We start from the raw sequence: 15,523 nt of genomic DNA, 5'->3' as shown, positions 1-15,523 counted from the left end.
CACACGTACCAGCACACGTACCAGCACAGGAGAAGCATCATTCATGTCGCAACTCCCGTACAACAACGTGAATTTAATTCCCCAGACCAATCAACTACGCGCGTTACACACGGTCATCCGCGACCGTGACGCCTCCCGCGCGGACTTCGTCCACTACTCCCGCCGGATCATCCGCCTGCTCCTGGAGGCCGGTCTAGACCAACTCCCCTTCGAGGCGCACGAGGTGACCACCCCGGTCGGCGAGACGTACCAGGGCCTCAAGTTCGCCGACAAGGTGTGCGCCGTACCCGTCATCCGGGCCGGCGAGAGCATGGAGGCCGAACTGCGGGAGATCCACCGGGGTATCCGCATCGGCAAGATCCTCATCCAGCGGGACAAGCAGACAAAGCTCCCGCACCTGTACTACTCCCACCTCCCCGACGACATCGCCGAGCGCCATGTCCTGCTCCTGGAACCCATGCTGGCCACCGGCGGCTCGGCGAAGGCCGCCATCGGCGTTCTGCTGAAAGCGGGGGTACGCGAGGAGCGCATCGTCCTCGTCGACTTCCTCGCGGCGCCCGAGGGCATCCGCGCCGTGCACGACGCCCACCCGGCCGTGCGGATCGTGACGTCCTCGATCGAGGAACGACTGAACGAACACTCCTTCATGATCCCCGGCATCGGTGACTTCGGGGACCGCTTCTTCGGCACGACCGACTCGGGGGCCAGGTGAACACCACGACCCGCACGCCCGGTCAGGCCGCCGCACTGCCACGGCGCACCCCCGCGGGCACCGGTGCGAGCCTTCCCGACCTGCTGCTCCAGCAGGCGAGGATCCGCCCGGGCGACGTCGCCGTGACCGACGGCCTCCGCAGCCTGACGTACCAGGATCTGGTCGCGTCCGCGGCCCGGCTGGCCGGCCGGCTGCGCGAGCTGGGGGTCGGCCCGGACGACAGCGTCGGCCTGTACGCGGAGCCGTCCGCCGATCTGATGGCCGGGGCATGGGGCATCCTCTTCGCCCAGGGCGCCTATCTGCCGCTGTCCCCGGAGTACCCCGACGCCCGGCTGCGCTACATGATCGAGGACAGCCGCACCACCGTCGTGATCACCCAGGACCACCTGGCGGAAAGCCTCGCCGAACTGGTCCCACAGGGAACGAGGATCGTCGCCCTGTCCGAGGCCGCCCACCGCACGGATTCACCGCTCGGGAGCTGGCGGCCCGACTCGCTGGCGTACGTCATCTACACCTCCGGAAGCACCGGCCGTCCGAAGGGGGTGATGATCGAGCACGGCGGCGTCGCCTCCCAACTGCGCTGGATGCACACCTGCGGGCACCTCGGCGAGGGCACCACCGTCCTGCAGAAGACGCCGATGAGCTTCGACGCGGCGCAGTGGGAGATCCTCGCGCCCGCGGTCGGCAGCCGGGTCGTCACGGCGGTTCCCGGCAGTCACCGCGACCCACAGGCCCTGATCGCGACCATCAGGGCGCACGAGGTCAGCACCCTCCAGTGCGTGCCCACGCTGCTCCAAGCCCTCCTCGACACCGAGGAGTTGGGCCACTGCACCTCACTCACCCGGGTCTTCTCCGGCGGCGAGGCACTCACCCGCAGCCTCGGCCGGGCCTTCTTCGCCGAACTGCCCGGGGCGTCACTGATCAACCTGTACGGACCGACCGAGTGCACGATCAACGCGACCGCTCATGTGGTCGACCCCGAGGCGATCCCTGACGGCGCGGGCACCCTCCCCATCGGTATACCGGTCGACAACACCCAGTGCTTCATCCTCGACGAGAACCTGGCCCCCGTGGACATCGGGGAGCCCGGTGAGCTCTACATCGGCGGAACCCAGCTGGCCCGCGGCTATCTCCACCGCCCGGAACAGACCCGCGAGCGGTTCATCCCGTCGCCGTTCATCCCGACCCAACGCCTCTACCGCACCGGCGACTTGGCGTACTGGAACCCCGACGGCACGATCCAGTTCTCCGGCCGCGCGGACAACCAGGTCAAGCTCCGCGGTTACCGCATCGAACTCGACGAGGTCGCGCTCGCCGTCGAGCAGCACTCCTGGGTGCGCCGGGCCGCCGCGGTCGTGGTCGACGACGCGCGCACCGGCCACCAGCAACTGGTGGCGTGCATCGAGCTGAACCCCAAGGAAGCCGCCCTGATGGACCAGGGCGAAAACTCCGGCCACCACCGCTCCAAGAGCGACCGCCTCCAGGTCCGGGCGCAGCTGGCCGACGCAGGGGTACGGGAATCGGCCGGGCGCGCCGTGATACCGCTGCCGGGTGCCCAGGAGACGCAGGCCCAGCGCCGCGCGGTCTTCGCGCGCAAGACCTACCGCTTCTACGAGGGCGGCGACGTCACCCGCGCCGACCTGCTGGAGCTGCTCGCACCGAAGCCGCCCGCGGTCGGCCCCCACGCGGACCTGAACCTGACACGGCTCGGCGAGATCCTGCGCTGGTTCGGCCAGTTCCGCAGCACGGAGCGGCTCCTGCCCAAGTACGCGTACGCCTCGCCCGGCGCCCTCTACGCGACACAGCTGTACGTGGAGACGGGCGGCCTGCCCGGACTGGCGCCCGGTGTCTACTACCACCATCCCGTCGACCATGCCCTGGTTCGCATAGGTCCCTCCGAACTCCCTCCGGAATTAAGCCTGTTGGTCCACCTGGCCGGGCGCCGCAGCGCCATCGAGCCGGTGTACCTGACCAACGTCGAGGAGGTGCTGGAGTTCGAGGCCGGGCACATGGTCGGCGTCTTCGAGGAGGTGCTCCCCGCACACGGACTGAACCTGCGTCCGCTCGACCGGCTCCCCGGCGTCAAGGAGCGGCTCGACGTGGCCGACGAGGACCACTACATGGGCACGTTCGAGGTCGTCCCGAACGAGGGGACGCCCCGGCGGGAGTCCGTCGACCTCTATGTCCAGGCGCACCCCGGCCGGGTGGACGGTATGGCGTCGGGCCAGTACCGCTACCGTGACGGCGGCCTGGAGTGGCTGTCCGACGATCTCGTCCTGCGCAAGCACGTCGTCGCCATCAACCAACAGGTCTACGACCGGGCCTCGTTCGGCATCACCGCCGTCAGCCGCCACAGTGACCGTCCGTGGCTGTCGTACATCGGGCTCGGCGCCTACCTGCACCGCCTCCAGCGCAACGGCCTCGGCCTCGGCTTCATGGCGTCCGGCTACAGCTCGAGGTCCGGCAGGCCGCTTCCGGCCGCACGGCACATGGACGCCGTCCTGTCCCGGCACGGCATCGCCCCGGGCGAGGCGTCGTACTTCTTTCTCGGCGGCAGGGTCGGCGAGGAGCAGATCCGCAGCGAGGGCATGTACGAGGACTCCGTCCACATGAAGGGTCCGACCGAGATCATCAAGGACGAACTCGGCCGCATGCTGCCCGACTACATGCTCCCCAACCGGGTCCTCGTCCTGGACAGGCTGCCGCTCACCGCGAACGGAAAGGTCGACAGCAGGGCCCTGGCAGCCTCCGACGAGGTCAACTCGGCAGCCCCGGACGGCCCGTTCACCGCTCCCGAAACCCGGACCGAGCGGTGGCTGGCCGAGGCCTGGGGCAAGGCGCTGCGCTACGAACACGTCTCCACGACCGACGAGTTCTTCGCCTGCGGAGGCAACTCGCTGACCGCCGTCACGCTGGTCAACGCCATCAACGGCGAGTTCGGCATCCGGCTGCCGTTCCAGGTCGTCTTCGAGTGCCCGCGGCTGGCGGACCTGGCGGCACGCATCGACAGCGACGGCGACACGCCTCCCTCGCGACTGGTGCCGCTGCGACAGGGCGGCGCGGGCAGCCCGGTGTTCTGCTGGCCGGGCCTCGGCGGCTATCCGATGAACCTGCGCGTACTCGCCCGTGAGACCGATCTCGGCGGACCGTTCCTCGGCATCCAGACGCACGGCCTGAACGCCGGCGAGGTGCCCTACGCCACGATCCGTGAGACCGCCGCCGCCGACGTGGCCGAGATCCGGCGCGTCCAGCCGCACGGGCCGTACACGCTGTGGGGGTACTCGTTCGGCGCCCGCGTCGCCTTCGAGGCGGCCTGGCAACTGGAGCAGGCCGGGGAGAGTGTCGCCGACCTGCTGCTGATCTGCCCCGGAAACCCCGAGATCCGGGGCGCCGACGTCGAGACACACGGGCGTACGGCGTCCTACACGAACCCCGCCTACGTCACGATCCTCTACTCGGTCTTCGCCGGGGCGATCAGCGGCCCCGACCTCGACCGCTGCCTCAAGGAGACCCAGGACGAGGACAGCTTCGTGGAGTTCTTCCACCGACAGCTGCCGGAACTGGGTGCGCCGTTGATCCGGCGCATCACCCAACTCGTCGCGCGGACCTACGAGTTCGAGTACACCTTCCGCGAACTGGCCGAGCGCCGGCTGAGCGCCCCGGTCACCGTCTTCAAGGCGGCCGGCGACGACTACTCGTTCATCGACGGCCACTCCGGATACGCCGCCACGCCGCCCACGGTGATCGAACTGACCGGCGACCACTACAGAGTCCTCAAGGATCCCGGCGTCGCCGAGCTGGCGCAGACGATCCGCGACCGCACAGCAGCCCGCCGACAGACCGAGGAGTCCGTCATGCCGCACCTCACCATCAAACACTTTCCCAAGAACTTCACCGAGCAGCAGAAACAGCGCCTCGCCGAGTCCCTCACCGCGGTCATCGTCGAGCAGTTCGGCACCTACGAGGGCGCCGTCTCGATCGCACTCGAACCGGTGGCCCAGGACGCCTGGCAGGAGTCCGTGTACGAACCGGAGATAACCCGGCGGGGCCATCTGCTGATCAAGGCACCCGACTACGCCCAGAACTGACGAGGACGCACATGAGCACCCGCGACACGATCCCCCTCGTCTTCGGCGAAGAGGTCGCCGAGGCCCTGGCAGCCGGGGAACCGGTCCTCGCCCTGGAGTCCAACGTCATCACCCACGGCCTGCCCTACCCGGACAACGCCGCCACCGCCCACAAGGTGGAGGCCGCGGTCCGGGCGGGCGGCGCGGTGCCCGCGACCATCGGCGTGGACGACGGCCGCCTCCTCATCGGCATGGACGAGGCCGACATCGAACGCTTCGCCTCGACGCCGGGCATCCCGAAGGTGAGCAGCAGGGACCTGCCCGTCACCCTGGCCCGCGGTGGCAAGGGCGCCACCACGGTCGCCTCCTCACTGGTCGCGGCCGAACTGGCCGGTATCCCCTTCTTCGCATCAGCGGGCATCGGCGGCGTGCACCGGGGTGCCGAGACCTCGATGGACATCTCGTCCGACCTGGTTCAGTTCACCCGCTCCAGGGTGGCCGTGGTCTGCGCCGGCGCGAAGAACATCCTCGATCTGAACCTGACGATGGAGTATCTGGAGACGCAGTGCGTCCCGCTGGTCTCGTACCGCTCGGACGACTTCCCGGCGTTCTACTGCGCCTCCAGCGGCATCCGCAGCCCGCACCGCGTCGACGACCCCGAGGTCATCGCGCGCATTGTGGAGAACCACTGGGCAACGGGCAGCAACAGCGCGGTCGTCATCACCACCCCGCCTCGCGCCGAGGACGCCGTGGACAGTGCGGTGGCCGAGGCGGCCCTCCAGGACGCACTGGCCGGCGCCGAACGCGAGGGTATCCGCGGCAACGCGCTCACCAAGTACCTGATGCGCGCGATCGACAAGACCACCGGGGGCCGCACCTCGGAGGCCAACATGGCGGTCCTCATCAGCACGGCGGAAACCGGCGCGCACCTCGCGGCCGCCCACGCCCGCCACCGCAAGGAGGCCTCTTGACCGAGGGTTCCTTCACCGTGGAGAACCTCAGGTCCGGTAACGCTCACCGGCTCCGCCGACCGGAGTGACCTGTGACTGCATGCGGGGAACGCAGGTGACGGATCGCCACTATCACTCCGGTGTGTTGCCGTCCGCGGGCTGACCGTCACGGTCGACCGCGGACGGCCGGGACTCCCGCTGAATCCCCGGGAAGTCTTGGCCATGCACTGATCGTTTCCTGGTCGGGTCTTTGCCTGCACGAGAGGAAAGTGGAAGCGCTCCCGGAGGCACCAAGTGGGAGCAACTCACTTAACCTGCACAGGAGTTGTGATGCATCACATACGGACTCGCGCGGCCATGGCCACCGCCGCGGCGCTGATCGCCGCGGGCACCATCACCGCCGGCGTCAGCACGGCCAGCCCTGAGGTGAAGAGCACCAAGCCCACCAAGGCGGAGATCGCCGCCCTCTTCGACGGCTGGAGAGCCGCGCTGGCGACGGGCGACCCGGAGGTCGTCGCCGACCGGTACGCGAGCGACGCGGTGCTGCTCCCCACCCTCTCGCCCGTGATCCGTACGGACCGCGCGGGGATCGTCGACTACATGGAGGGCTTCCTCGCCAAGAAGCCCGTGGCCACGAAGGTCCAGACCGTGATCAAGGTTCTCGACGACAACGAGGCCATCGACACGGGGCTTTACGAGTTCAAGCTCACCGACCCCGACACCGGCGTGGTGAGCACCGTCGAGGCGCGCTACACGTTCGAGTACGAGAAGCAGGACGGCCACTGGCTGATCGAAAACCACCACTCCTCGCTGCTGCCGGCCACGAGCTGACCGCGACGCACAGGCCGCCACCGGGAGCGTTCCGCAACGCCACGGTCCCGCCGTCGTCCGGCACCAGCTGTTGACGACGGCGAGGCCCCCGGCTTGTCTTCCAGCAGGAGCCGGCCACGCCCGACCTCCAGGGCCTGCCCGGCCCTGCAGTGTGACGCGGCGCACTTTTCCGAGTGACGGGTCCCGGCTGCGGGCAGGTGCCGTCCGGAGCGGCCGGAGGACTTCGCTGACCTGACGGACCGGGTGATCACTTCGTGGGCGGGACATCTCACGATGCGATACCCCGGAGGGGAATTCCGGCCGCTCGTTAGACTGAGCCGACCGCAGTTGTGCGGTGCAGAGACGGATTGATCGAGGAGCGCACGTGGGCCTTGTCGTGCAGAAGTACGGAGGTTCCTCCGTAGCCGATGCCGAGGGCATCAAGCGTGTTGCCAAGCGGATCGTGGAAGCGAAGAAGAACGGCCACCAGGTGGTCGTGGTCGTTTCCGCGATGGGCGACACGACGGACGAACTGATCGATCTCGCCGAGCAGGTGTCTCCGATGCCCAGCGGGCGGGAGTTCGACATGCTGCTGACCGCGGGGGAGCGGATCTCCATGGCGCTGCTGGCCATGGCGATCAAGAACCTGGGCCACAGCGCCCAGTCGTTCACGGGCAGCCAGGCGGGTGTCATCACCGACTCGGTCCACAACAAAGCGCGGATCATCGACGTCACGCCGGGCCGTATCCGTACGGCCCTCGACGAGGGCAACATCGCCATCGTCGCCGGCTTCCAGGGCGTCTCGCAGGACAAGAAGGACATCACCACGCTCGGACGCGGCGGGTCGGACACGACCGCCGTCGCGCTGGCGGCGGCGCTCGAAGCCGAGGTGTGCGAGATCTACACCGACGTGGACGGCGTGTTCACCGCCGACCCGCGGGTGGTCAAGAAGGCCCGGAAGATCGACTGGATCGCCTTCGAGGACATGCTGGAGCTCGCCGCTTCCGGCTCCAAGGTGCTGCTCCACCGCTGTGTGGAATACGCGCGCCGTTACGACATCCCGATCCATGTGCGCTCGTCCTTCAGCGGACTGCAGGGCACCTGGGTCAGCAGCGAACCACTCGTGCAGAAGACACAGCAGCAAGGGGACCAGAAGGTGGAGCAGGCCATCATCTCGGGTGTCGCGCACGACACCTCCGAGGCCAAGGTCACGGTCGTCGGCGTCCCGGACAAGCCCGGCGAGGCCGCCTCGATCTTCCGCGCGATCGCCGACGCCCAGATCAACCTCGACATGATCGTGCAGAACGTGTCCGCGGCCTCCACCGGCCTCACCGACATCTCCTTCACCCTCCCCAAGACCGACGGCCGCAAGGCCATCGACGCCCTGGAGAAGGCGAAGGACGTCATCGGCTTCGAGTCCCTGCGCTACGACGACCAGATCGGCAAGATCTCGCTCGTCGGCGCGGGTATGAAGACGAACCCGGGTGTCACGGCCAGCTTCTTCGAGGCCCTGACCCAGGCCAACGTGAACATCGAGCTGATCTCGACCTCCGAGATCCGCATCTCGGTCGTCACCCGCGCCGACGACGTGAACGAGGCCGTGCGCGCCGTGCACACCGCCTTCGGGCTCGACTCCGACAGCGACGAGGCCGTCGTCTACGGAGGCACCGGACGATGACCGTCCTCTCGTACGACTTGCACGACTCGTGCGGAGGTACGGGCCGCTGATGGCCCGTACCGGTGCCGCCCATGCCGGGTCGCGGACCGAACGGCCGACGCTCGCGGTCGTGGGCGCGACCGGCGCCGTCGGCACGGTAATGCTCCAGATCCTGTCCCAGCACGCCGACATCTGGGGCGAGATCCGTCTGATCGCCTCTCCGCGCTCGGCCGGCCGCAAGCTGGCCCTGCGCGGCGAGGAGGTCGAGGTCGTGGCCCTCACGGAGGAGGCCTTCGACGGGGTCGACGTCGCCATGTTCGACGTATCGGACGAGATCGCCGCACGGTGGGCGCCGATCGCCGCCGCCAAGGGCGTGGTCGTCGTCGACAACTCCGGCGCCTTCCGGATGGACGCGGACGTGCCCCTCGTCGTACCGGAAGTGAATCCGCACGCGGCGCGGGTCCGGCCGCGCGGGATCATCGCCAACCCGAACTGCACGACCCTCTCCATGATCGTGGCGCTCGGCGCGCTGCACGCCGAGTTCGGGCTCCGCGAGCTGGTGGTGTCCAGCTACCAGGCGGTGAGCGGGGCGGGCCGCGCGGGCGTCGACACCCTGCGCCAGCAGTTGTCACTGGTCGCGGGTACGGAACTGGGGACCAAGCCCGGTGACGTACGGCGTGCCGTGGGCGACAACACCGGGCCGTTCCCGGAGCCGGTGGCGCTGAACGTGGTGCCGTGGGCCGGGTCCGTCGCCGAGGACGGTTTCTCCTCGGAGGAGATGAAGGTACGGAACGAGACCCGCAAGATCCTCGGGCTCCCGGCGCTTCCCGTGGCCGTGACATGCGTACGCGTCCCCGTCGTCACCACGCACTCCCTCACCGTCCACGCCCGCTTCCAGGGTGAGGTCACCGTCGCCAAGGCGCGGGAGATCCTCGCCACCGCGCCCGGGGTCGTGCTGTTCGACAACCCGGCGGCCGGCGAATTCCCCACACCGGCCGACGTGGTGGGCACCGACCCGACCTGGGTGGGCCGGGTACGCCGGTCGCTGGACGATTCGACGGCACTCGAACTGTTTGTCTGCGGGGACAACCTGCGCAAAGGTGCTGCATTGAACACCGCGCAGATCGCGGAGCTCGTGGCGGCGGAGATCACGAGAGCTTGAGTTCTGCGTTTTCGCTGTCCGGTAACCGGAATCCTGGTGGCCACAGAGGGATTCGTTTGTAGGATCTGTGTTGGATGTGTGGTGCGAGCATCCGGATGGGCGCGCCGGTCTTCAGGTGACCGGTGCGGCTGCATGAGCCCTTCGGTCTTCAGGTGACTGGCGGGTGTCTGGGCCTTCCGGTCTTCGGGTGACTGGCGGGTGTGTCTGGGCCTTCCTTGGCGCGGTCTGGTCGCAGTGGTCGGCCGGATGTGTGGTGAAGGTAATGGTCCATACCACTTGAAACGAGTCACCGGTCGTTCGAAGATTTTCCTCCCCGTCCTCCGCAACCGTGCGGAGGGCGGGGAGCGTCTTTGCGGTCGCCGTTCAGGGGTGGTCGGACGTCGCGGTAAAACGGGACATAGGGGATGAGCTGGTCGCATGAGGGCATTTGACGCATTGTCAAAAGGGGTGCCTGACGCAAACGCGACGCCTGATGCGTACAACCCTGGCGGGGGGACGCGTGTCCAACTGGCGTGGCAGAGGTACTCGATTTCACAGCGGTACAGACAAGGGGCAGCGCCCTGCGTCCGCCCCGCCGACTCCGCGGCCCCGGTGCGTCCGGCGGCATGCCGGTGATCGCGCCCATGCCCTCAGCGCGGCCCGCCCGCATTCCGGATCAGCGCGACGGCGCCGAGGACAGCACGGCCGCCGGAACCACCGTCGACCATCTGACCGAGACCTACCGCGCGCACTACCGCTCGCTGCTGGGTCTCGCGGCACTCCTGCTCGACGACACCGCGTCCTGCGAGGACGTCGTCCAGGAGGCCTTCATCCGGGTGCACTCGGCGCGTAAACGCGTCCGCGACCCGGAAAAGACGCTCGCGTATCTGCGTCAGACCGTGGTGAACCTCTCGCGTTCCGCCCTGCGGCGGCGCATCCTCGGTCTGAAGCTCCTCTCCAAGCCGATGCCCGACATGGCGAGCGCCGAGGAAGGCGCCTACGACCAGTTGGAGCGTGACGCGCTGATCAAGGCCATGAAGGGACTCCAGCGCCGCCAGCGCGAGGTCCTGGTCCTGCGCTACTTCGCGGACATGACCGAGGCCCAGGTCGCCGAGACGCTCGGGGTGTCCCTGGGGTCGGTCAAGGCGTACGGCTCGCGCGGCATAGCGGCGCTCCGTGTTGCCATGGAGGCGCCGGCATGAGCGGCTACGACGAGCAATGGCGTCCCGGGGAACCCCGGCGCCCAGAACACGAGCACAAGCAATCGCACGCTGGGAACGGAATTGTGAATCACGGCCCTGAAGCACACGGCCGCGACGGAGCCGGCCCGGAGGAACGGGGCTCGGCGGGACGGAGCCCGGCGGGACAGAGCCCGGGAGGGCTCGGTCCTGACGCACCCGGCTCAGGAGGACTTGGCTCCGACGGACACGGCTCCGGAGACGCCTCGGGAGGACTTCGGTCCGAGGGGCTCGACTTCGAAGGGCTCGGCTCGGACGAGCAGGCGCTGCGGCTGCTGCTGCGGCAGGCCGTCCAGGAGATCGAGCCCACCGACGGCACCCTGGATCACCTGCGCCGCGCGGTGCCGGTCAGGCGGGCCCGCAAGCGCCAGGCCGTCGTCGGCATGGCGGCCGCGGCGCTCTTCATCGGCACCGCGGTCCCGGCTCTGCTGCACGTCTCGAACGCCTCGGGACCGAACGCCAATCCGTCCATCGCGGGCAACAGCTCGCAGACTCAGGGCGGCTCCGGCCAGGGCAAGACCGCGGACGGGGGTGAGCGCGCGGTGGGCGGTTCCTCCGGCACGGTCAAGGAGCCGGGCAAAGGAGGCGCGACGAGCACGCCGGAGGCGAGCAAGGACGCGGGGAGCGGGGCAGTCACAGGCGGCGCCGATCCGACGGAGGCCTCGACGATGAGCGCGCCCCTGTGCACCGCGGCCCAGCTCGGCGGGGCCACCAGCACCCTCGGCGACCCGGACTCCACCGGCACGGTCTACGGCTCCTTCGCCGTCTCGAACGTCTCCACCGCACCCTGCGCGGTCAGCGGCGCGGGCAGCGTGACCACCGTCACGGGGGGCGCCGCGGAATCGGCCAAGGTCAACGTGGTGAACCATGTGACGGGCGACGCGGCCACCGGCCTGCCCGACCCGTCCACCGAGGTCAGCTCGCTGGTACTTCAGCCGGGCACCTCGTACGTCGTGAGGTTCGCCTGGGTGCCCTCGGAGACCTGTCCGACCACCAGCGAGCCCTCACCGGACCCGAGCCCGACCGACGACGTGACCACCGGCGGCACCTCCACGGACTCCGGCGGCACCTCGACGCAGTTGATCACGGAGGACGGGGTGGCCGAAGGCAGCGTCACCGTCTCGCACACGGATCAGACGGGTACGGCCACGGCGGCCACGACGATCTCCAACGCGTGCGCGGGGACGGTGTACCGCACGGGGGTGCTCGCACCCGAGGGGTCCTGACTCTGGTCCCGCCTCCCGCGGGTCTTCGCGAGACCGGTGTGACTGAGGGCTGAGGACTGAGGACTGAGCACTGCGTAAGGTCTGCGAGACGGTGTGACCGAGGACTGGGGACGGTCTACGAGACCGGTCTACACGAGACCGGTCTACACGAGACCGGTCTACACGAGACCGGTCTACACGAGACCGGTCTACACGAGACCGGTCTACACGAGACCGGTCTACGACACCGGTGTACGGGCGTCGGTGTCCGGTGCTGGTTCCTCGGCCGGGACCGTCGGGTCCGGTACCAGACCCAGTTCCGAGTCCCGCGCGAACTCCACCTCGCGGCGCAGCAGCCGGAACCACATGAAGAGCACGAAGCCCGCGAAGACGAACCACTCACCGGTGTAGCCGAGGTTCTGGAACGCCTTCAGGTCCAGGCCGGTGTCCTGCGGGGCGGTCGCGGGGACCGCGGTCATTCCGCTGTCGGCCTTGTCGAGGGTGATCCACGCGTCGTACACCTTGTACGGCACCAGGTTCACCAGTGACGCCGCGCTGATCGCGCCGGTCTGGCCCTTGGGCAGCCCGCCGACGGCACTCACACCGTTCGACCCCGGGCTCTCCGATGCCTGGAGCGCACCCGTCACCGTGACCTCGCCGCCGGGCGGGGCCGGGGCTTTCGCCGGGTCCGCGTCGCCGGGCAGCCAGCCCCGGACGACGGGCAGCGCCCTGCCGTCGTCGGTCCGCAGCAGCGTCAGTACGTAGAAGCCCTGCTTGTCGCCCAGGTCGCGGTCCGGCACGAGCAGTTGGTCGGCGTAGCGGCCGGTCGCGATCGCCTGATTGCCGGACGTGCTCTTGTCCACGGGCAGCAGGTCGGCCAGCGGCCGCGGCGCTTCCGTCTTCGCCGCCTCGACCTGCTTGTCCGCGTCGCGGCTGGTCTGCACCCGGTCCTCGAACCGCCCCAACTGCCATGAGCCCATGAAGATGCAGAAGGGGATGGCCAACAGCACGAAGACGTTGATCCCCCACCAGCGGGGCGTCAGCAGGAACCGGTACACGCCTTCAACGGTACGGGGCCGCGGGGCGGGGCCGGGCTTCGGGGTCAGTACCGCTCGGCCAGGTGCTCGCGCCCGGGCGGGGGCTCGTACGGCTCCGGCCAGAAGTCGGTGACGGTGGCTATTCGCCCGGATCCGTCCGCCGTGAAGAACGTGATGGCGTGCATCTCCTCCAGGCCCACGGTGACGCAGGTCCAGGAGACGGCTTGGTCCGGCTCGGTGATGACGCGCTCGATCCGGACGTGCCAGTCGCCCGGATACTCGCGGTTGAACTGGACGTACCTCTGCCTGCCGCTGATGCGTTCGCGCGTCTGCGGCAGGGTGTAGACGACGTCCTCGGTCAGTGTGTCCGCGAACGCGGTCCAGTCCCGGGCGTCGGCGGAGGCCCAGTAGTTCTCGACTGTTTTGCGCAGTTCGGTCATGGCACGAAGTCTGCACCCGCCCACTGACAATCGGCCTCGGCCCGCCTGCCGGGCCGGGAAGTTATCCACAGGCTGGGGACCTCGGCAGCGGATTGCCGGGCGGGCCAGGCACTATGGGGCCATGACTGAGAGCAACGGGCCCATCCAGGGGAAAGCGACCGCAGCGCAGGACGGATCCATGCCGGACTGGGAGAAGCGCTTCAGGGCGCCGCGGGTGTCGCTGCCGGACTGGGCGGAGGACGCACCGCACCGCTCGCTGTTCGTCTCGAACGCGACGGGGACGTATGAGCTGTACGCGTGGGACCGGGCGACGGGGGAGCAGCGCCAGGTCACGGACCGGGCGAACGGCACGACGGACGGGGTGCTCTCGCCCGACGGCGAGTGGATCTGGTGGTTCGACGACAAGGACGGCGACGAGTTCGGGATCTGGCGCCGTCAGCGATTCGAGGGTTCCCCCGCCTCCGACGGTCCCGATGAACCCGCGGCCCCGGGCCTCGAGCCCTCCTACCCCGGGGGACTGGCGATCGGCCGGGACGGGCGGACGGCTGTCGTGGGGCGCTCCACCGATGAGGACGGCTCGACGATCCATGTGGCCAGGACCGGCGAGGACCCCGTGGAGATCTACCGCCACCGGGAGTCCGCAGGCGTCGGCGACCTCTCGCACGACGGCTCGCTGATCGCTGTCGAGCACACCGAGCACGGCGACGCGATGCACTCGGCGCTGCGGGTGCTGCGCCCGGACGGTTCGGCGGTCGCGGAGCTCGACGACACCAAGGGCGGCACGGTCGAGCTGGGCCTGGAGGTGCTGGGCTTCGCCCCGGTCGACGGGGACACCCGGCTGCTCATCGGGCATCAGCGACGCGGCCGTTGGGAGCCCCTGGTGTGGGACGTGGCGACCGGTGAGGAGACGGAGCTGGTCCTCGACCTGCCCGGCGACGTGGGCGCCGAGTGGTATCCGGACGGCTCCGCGCTGCTCGTCGCGCACAGCTTCGAGGCCCGCAGCGACCTGTGGCAGTACGACCTCGCGTCCCATGAGCTGCTCCCCGTGCCGACCCCGCCGGGCTCGGTGTCGGGGGCGACGGCCCGGCCCGACGGAACCGTGGAGTACCTGTGGTCGTCGGCGGCCGAGCCGTCGGTGGTCCGCTCGACGACGGGGGCCGTGGTCCTGGACCCGCCGGGTCTGAAGTCCCCGGGATCGGTCCCGGTGGAGGACGTCTGGGTGGAGGGACCGGGCGGCCGCGTGCACGCCCTCGTCCAGAAGCCGGCGGGCGCGAGTGGCCCGCTCCCCACGGTCTTCGACATCCACGGCGGCCCGACCTGGCACGACAGCGACTCGTTCGCGGCGGGCCCGGCGGCATGGGTGGACCACGGGTACGCGGTGGTGCGGGTCAACTACCGCGGTTCCACCGGGTACGGGCGTGAGTGGACGGACGCGCTCAAGCACCGCGTCGGTCTCATCGAGCTGGAGGACATCGCCGCGGTCCGCGAATGGGCGGTGACGTCCGGGCTCGCCGACCCCGACCGGCTGATCCTCACCGGCGGTTCCTGGGGCGGGTACCTCACGCTTCTCGGCCTGGGCACCCAGCCGGACGTCTGGACCCTCGGTATCGCCGCGGTCCCGGTCGCCGACTATGTCACGGCGTACCACGACGAGATGGAGGCGCTGAAGGCCATGGACCGCACGCTCCTCGGCGGCACCCCGGAGGAGGTCCCGGAACGCTTCGCGGCGTCGTCCCCCCTGACGTACGTCGACGCGGTCAAGGCCCCGGTCTACATCTCGGCCGGGGTCAACGACCCCCGCTGCCCCATCCGTCAGGTCGAGAACTACGTCGACCGCCTCGCCGCCCGCGACGCCGTCCACGAGGTGTATCGCTACGACGCGGGTCATGGGTCCCTGGTCGTGGACGAACGCATCAAGCAGGTCCGCCTGGAACTGGACTTCGCGGAGAGGCACCTGGGCGGGTAGCGGGGGGTTTGCTCGCCCCCTCCGCCCCTACCCGTCCCGTACCTGGGGGCTGCCGCCTCCAGACCCCCGCTGTCGCGCTGAACGCGCTCGTCCTCAAACGCCGGACGGGCTAAGAAACTTCAGCCCTCCGGCGTTTGAGGAGCGGGGTCTGGGGCGGAGCCCCAGAAGCAAGGGACGGGTAGGGGCGGAGGGGGCGAAAAAACCACCCCCCCCCCCCCCCCCCCCCCCCCCCCCCCCCCCCCCCCCCCCCCCCCCCCCCCCCCCCCCCCCCCCCCCCCCCCCCCCCCCCCCCCCCCCCCC

The 15,523-nt window shown here is 69.6% G+C and carries 11 protein-coding genes; 9 read left to right on the top strand and 2 right to left on the bottom strand.

Annotated elements, in window-relative coordinates:
* Nucleotides 1-43: 43 nt before the first annotated feature.
* From upp to ACFVKT_RS11085, 8 genes are all read left to right on the top strand, one after another.
* A complete protein-coding gene (upp, locus tag ACFVKT_RS11120; protein WP_385729999.1) occupies nt 44-712 on the top strand; it encodes a uracil phosphoribosyltransferase in 669 nt (222 codons plus the stop codon).
* Nucleotides 709-4,800: an amino acid adenylation domain-containing protein gene (locus ACFVKT_RS11115; RefSeq protein WP_385729997.1), complete on the top strand. Its 4,092-nt coding sequence runs from the start codon at nt 709-711 to the stop codon at nt 4,798-4,800. Before upp ends, ACFVKT_RS11115 begins: the two co-directional genes overlap by 4 nt.
* 11 nt (nt 4,801-4,811) lie before the next feature.
* Nucleotides 4,812-5,750, top strand: coding sequence for a pseudouridine-5'-phosphate glycosidase (locus tag ACFVKT_RS11110; RefSeq protein WP_385729995.1), 939 nt, complete (start codon nt 4,812-4,814; stop codon nt 5,748-5,750).
* Nucleotides 5,751-6,059: 309 nt separating this feature from the next.
* Nucleotides 6,060-6,560, top strand: a complete 501-nt coding sequence (locus tag ACFVKT_RS11105; RefSeq protein ID WP_385729993.1) for an SgcJ/EcaC family oxidoreductase — start codon at nt 6,060-6,062, stop codon at nt 6,558-6,560.
* 364 nt (nt 6,561-6,924) lie between these two features.
* Nucleotides 6,925-8,217: an aspartate kinase gene (locus tag ACFVKT_RS11100; RefSeq protein ID WP_385729991.1), complete on the top strand. Its 1,293-nt coding sequence runs from the start codon at nt 6,925-6,927 to the stop codon at nt 8,215-8,217.
* A gap of 49 nt (nt 8,218-8,266) precedes the next feature.
* On the top strand, nt 8,267-9,358 hold the full coding sequence (locus ACFVKT_RS11095) for an aspartate-semialdehyde dehydrogenase (RefSeq protein WP_385729989.1): 1,092 nt from the start codon (nt 8,267-8,269) through the stop codon (nt 9,356-9,358).
* Nucleotides 9,359-9,963: 605 nt separating this feature from the next.
* A complete protein-coding gene (locus ACFVKT_RS11090) occupies nt 9,964-10,539 on the top strand; it encodes a SigE family RNA polymerase sigma factor (protein ID WP_385731036.1) in 576 nt (191 codons plus the stop codon).
* A gap of 83 nt (nt 10,540-10,622) precedes the next feature.
* Nucleotides 10,623-11,801 carry a hypothetical protein gene (locus tag ACFVKT_RS11085; protein WP_385729988.1) on the top strand — a complete coding sequence of 393 codons (1,179 nt, stop codon included), beginning with the start codon at nt 10,623-10,625 and terminating at the stop codon, nt 11,799-11,801.
* Nucleotides 11,802-12,019: 218 nt separating this feature from the next.
* On the opposite strand, the gene ACFVKT_RS11080 is transcribed toward ACFVKT_RS11085, so the two are convergent.
* Together ACFVKT_RS11080 and ACFVKT_RS11075 are read right to left on the bottom strand one after the other, a co-directional pair.
* Nucleotides 12,020-12,838, bottom strand: coding sequence for an SURF1 family protein (locus ACFVKT_RS11080; protein WP_385729986.1), 819 nt, complete (start codon nt 12,836-12,838; stop codon nt 12,020-12,022).
* A gap of 44 nt (nt 12,839-12,882) precedes the next feature.
* Complete coding sequence (locus ACFVKT_RS11075; RefSeq protein ID WP_385729984.1) at nt 12,883-13,257, bottom strand: nuclear transport factor 2 family protein; 375 nt, start codon at nt 13,255-13,257, stop codon at nt 12,883-12,885.
* Nucleotides 13,258-13,378: 121 nt separating this feature from the next.
* Here ACFVKT_RS11075 and ACFVKT_RS11070 point away from each other — a divergent pair, with 121 nt between their 5' ends.
* Nucleotides 13,379-15,223: a prolyl oligopeptidase family serine peptidase gene (locus ACFVKT_RS11070; protein WP_385729982.1), complete on the top strand. Its 1,845-nt coding sequence runs from the start codon at nt 13,379-13,381 to the stop codon at nt 15,221-15,223.
* The last annotated feature ends 300 nt before the right edge of the window (nt 15,224-15,523 follow it).

The sequence above is a fragment of the Streptomyces sp. NPDC127595 genome, from assembly GCF_042671685.1.
Taxonomy (GTDB): Bacteria; Actinomycetota; Actinomycetes; order Streptomycetales; family Streptomycetaceae; genus Streptomyces.
This window is presented reverse-complemented; position numbering and strand designations above follow the sequence as displayed.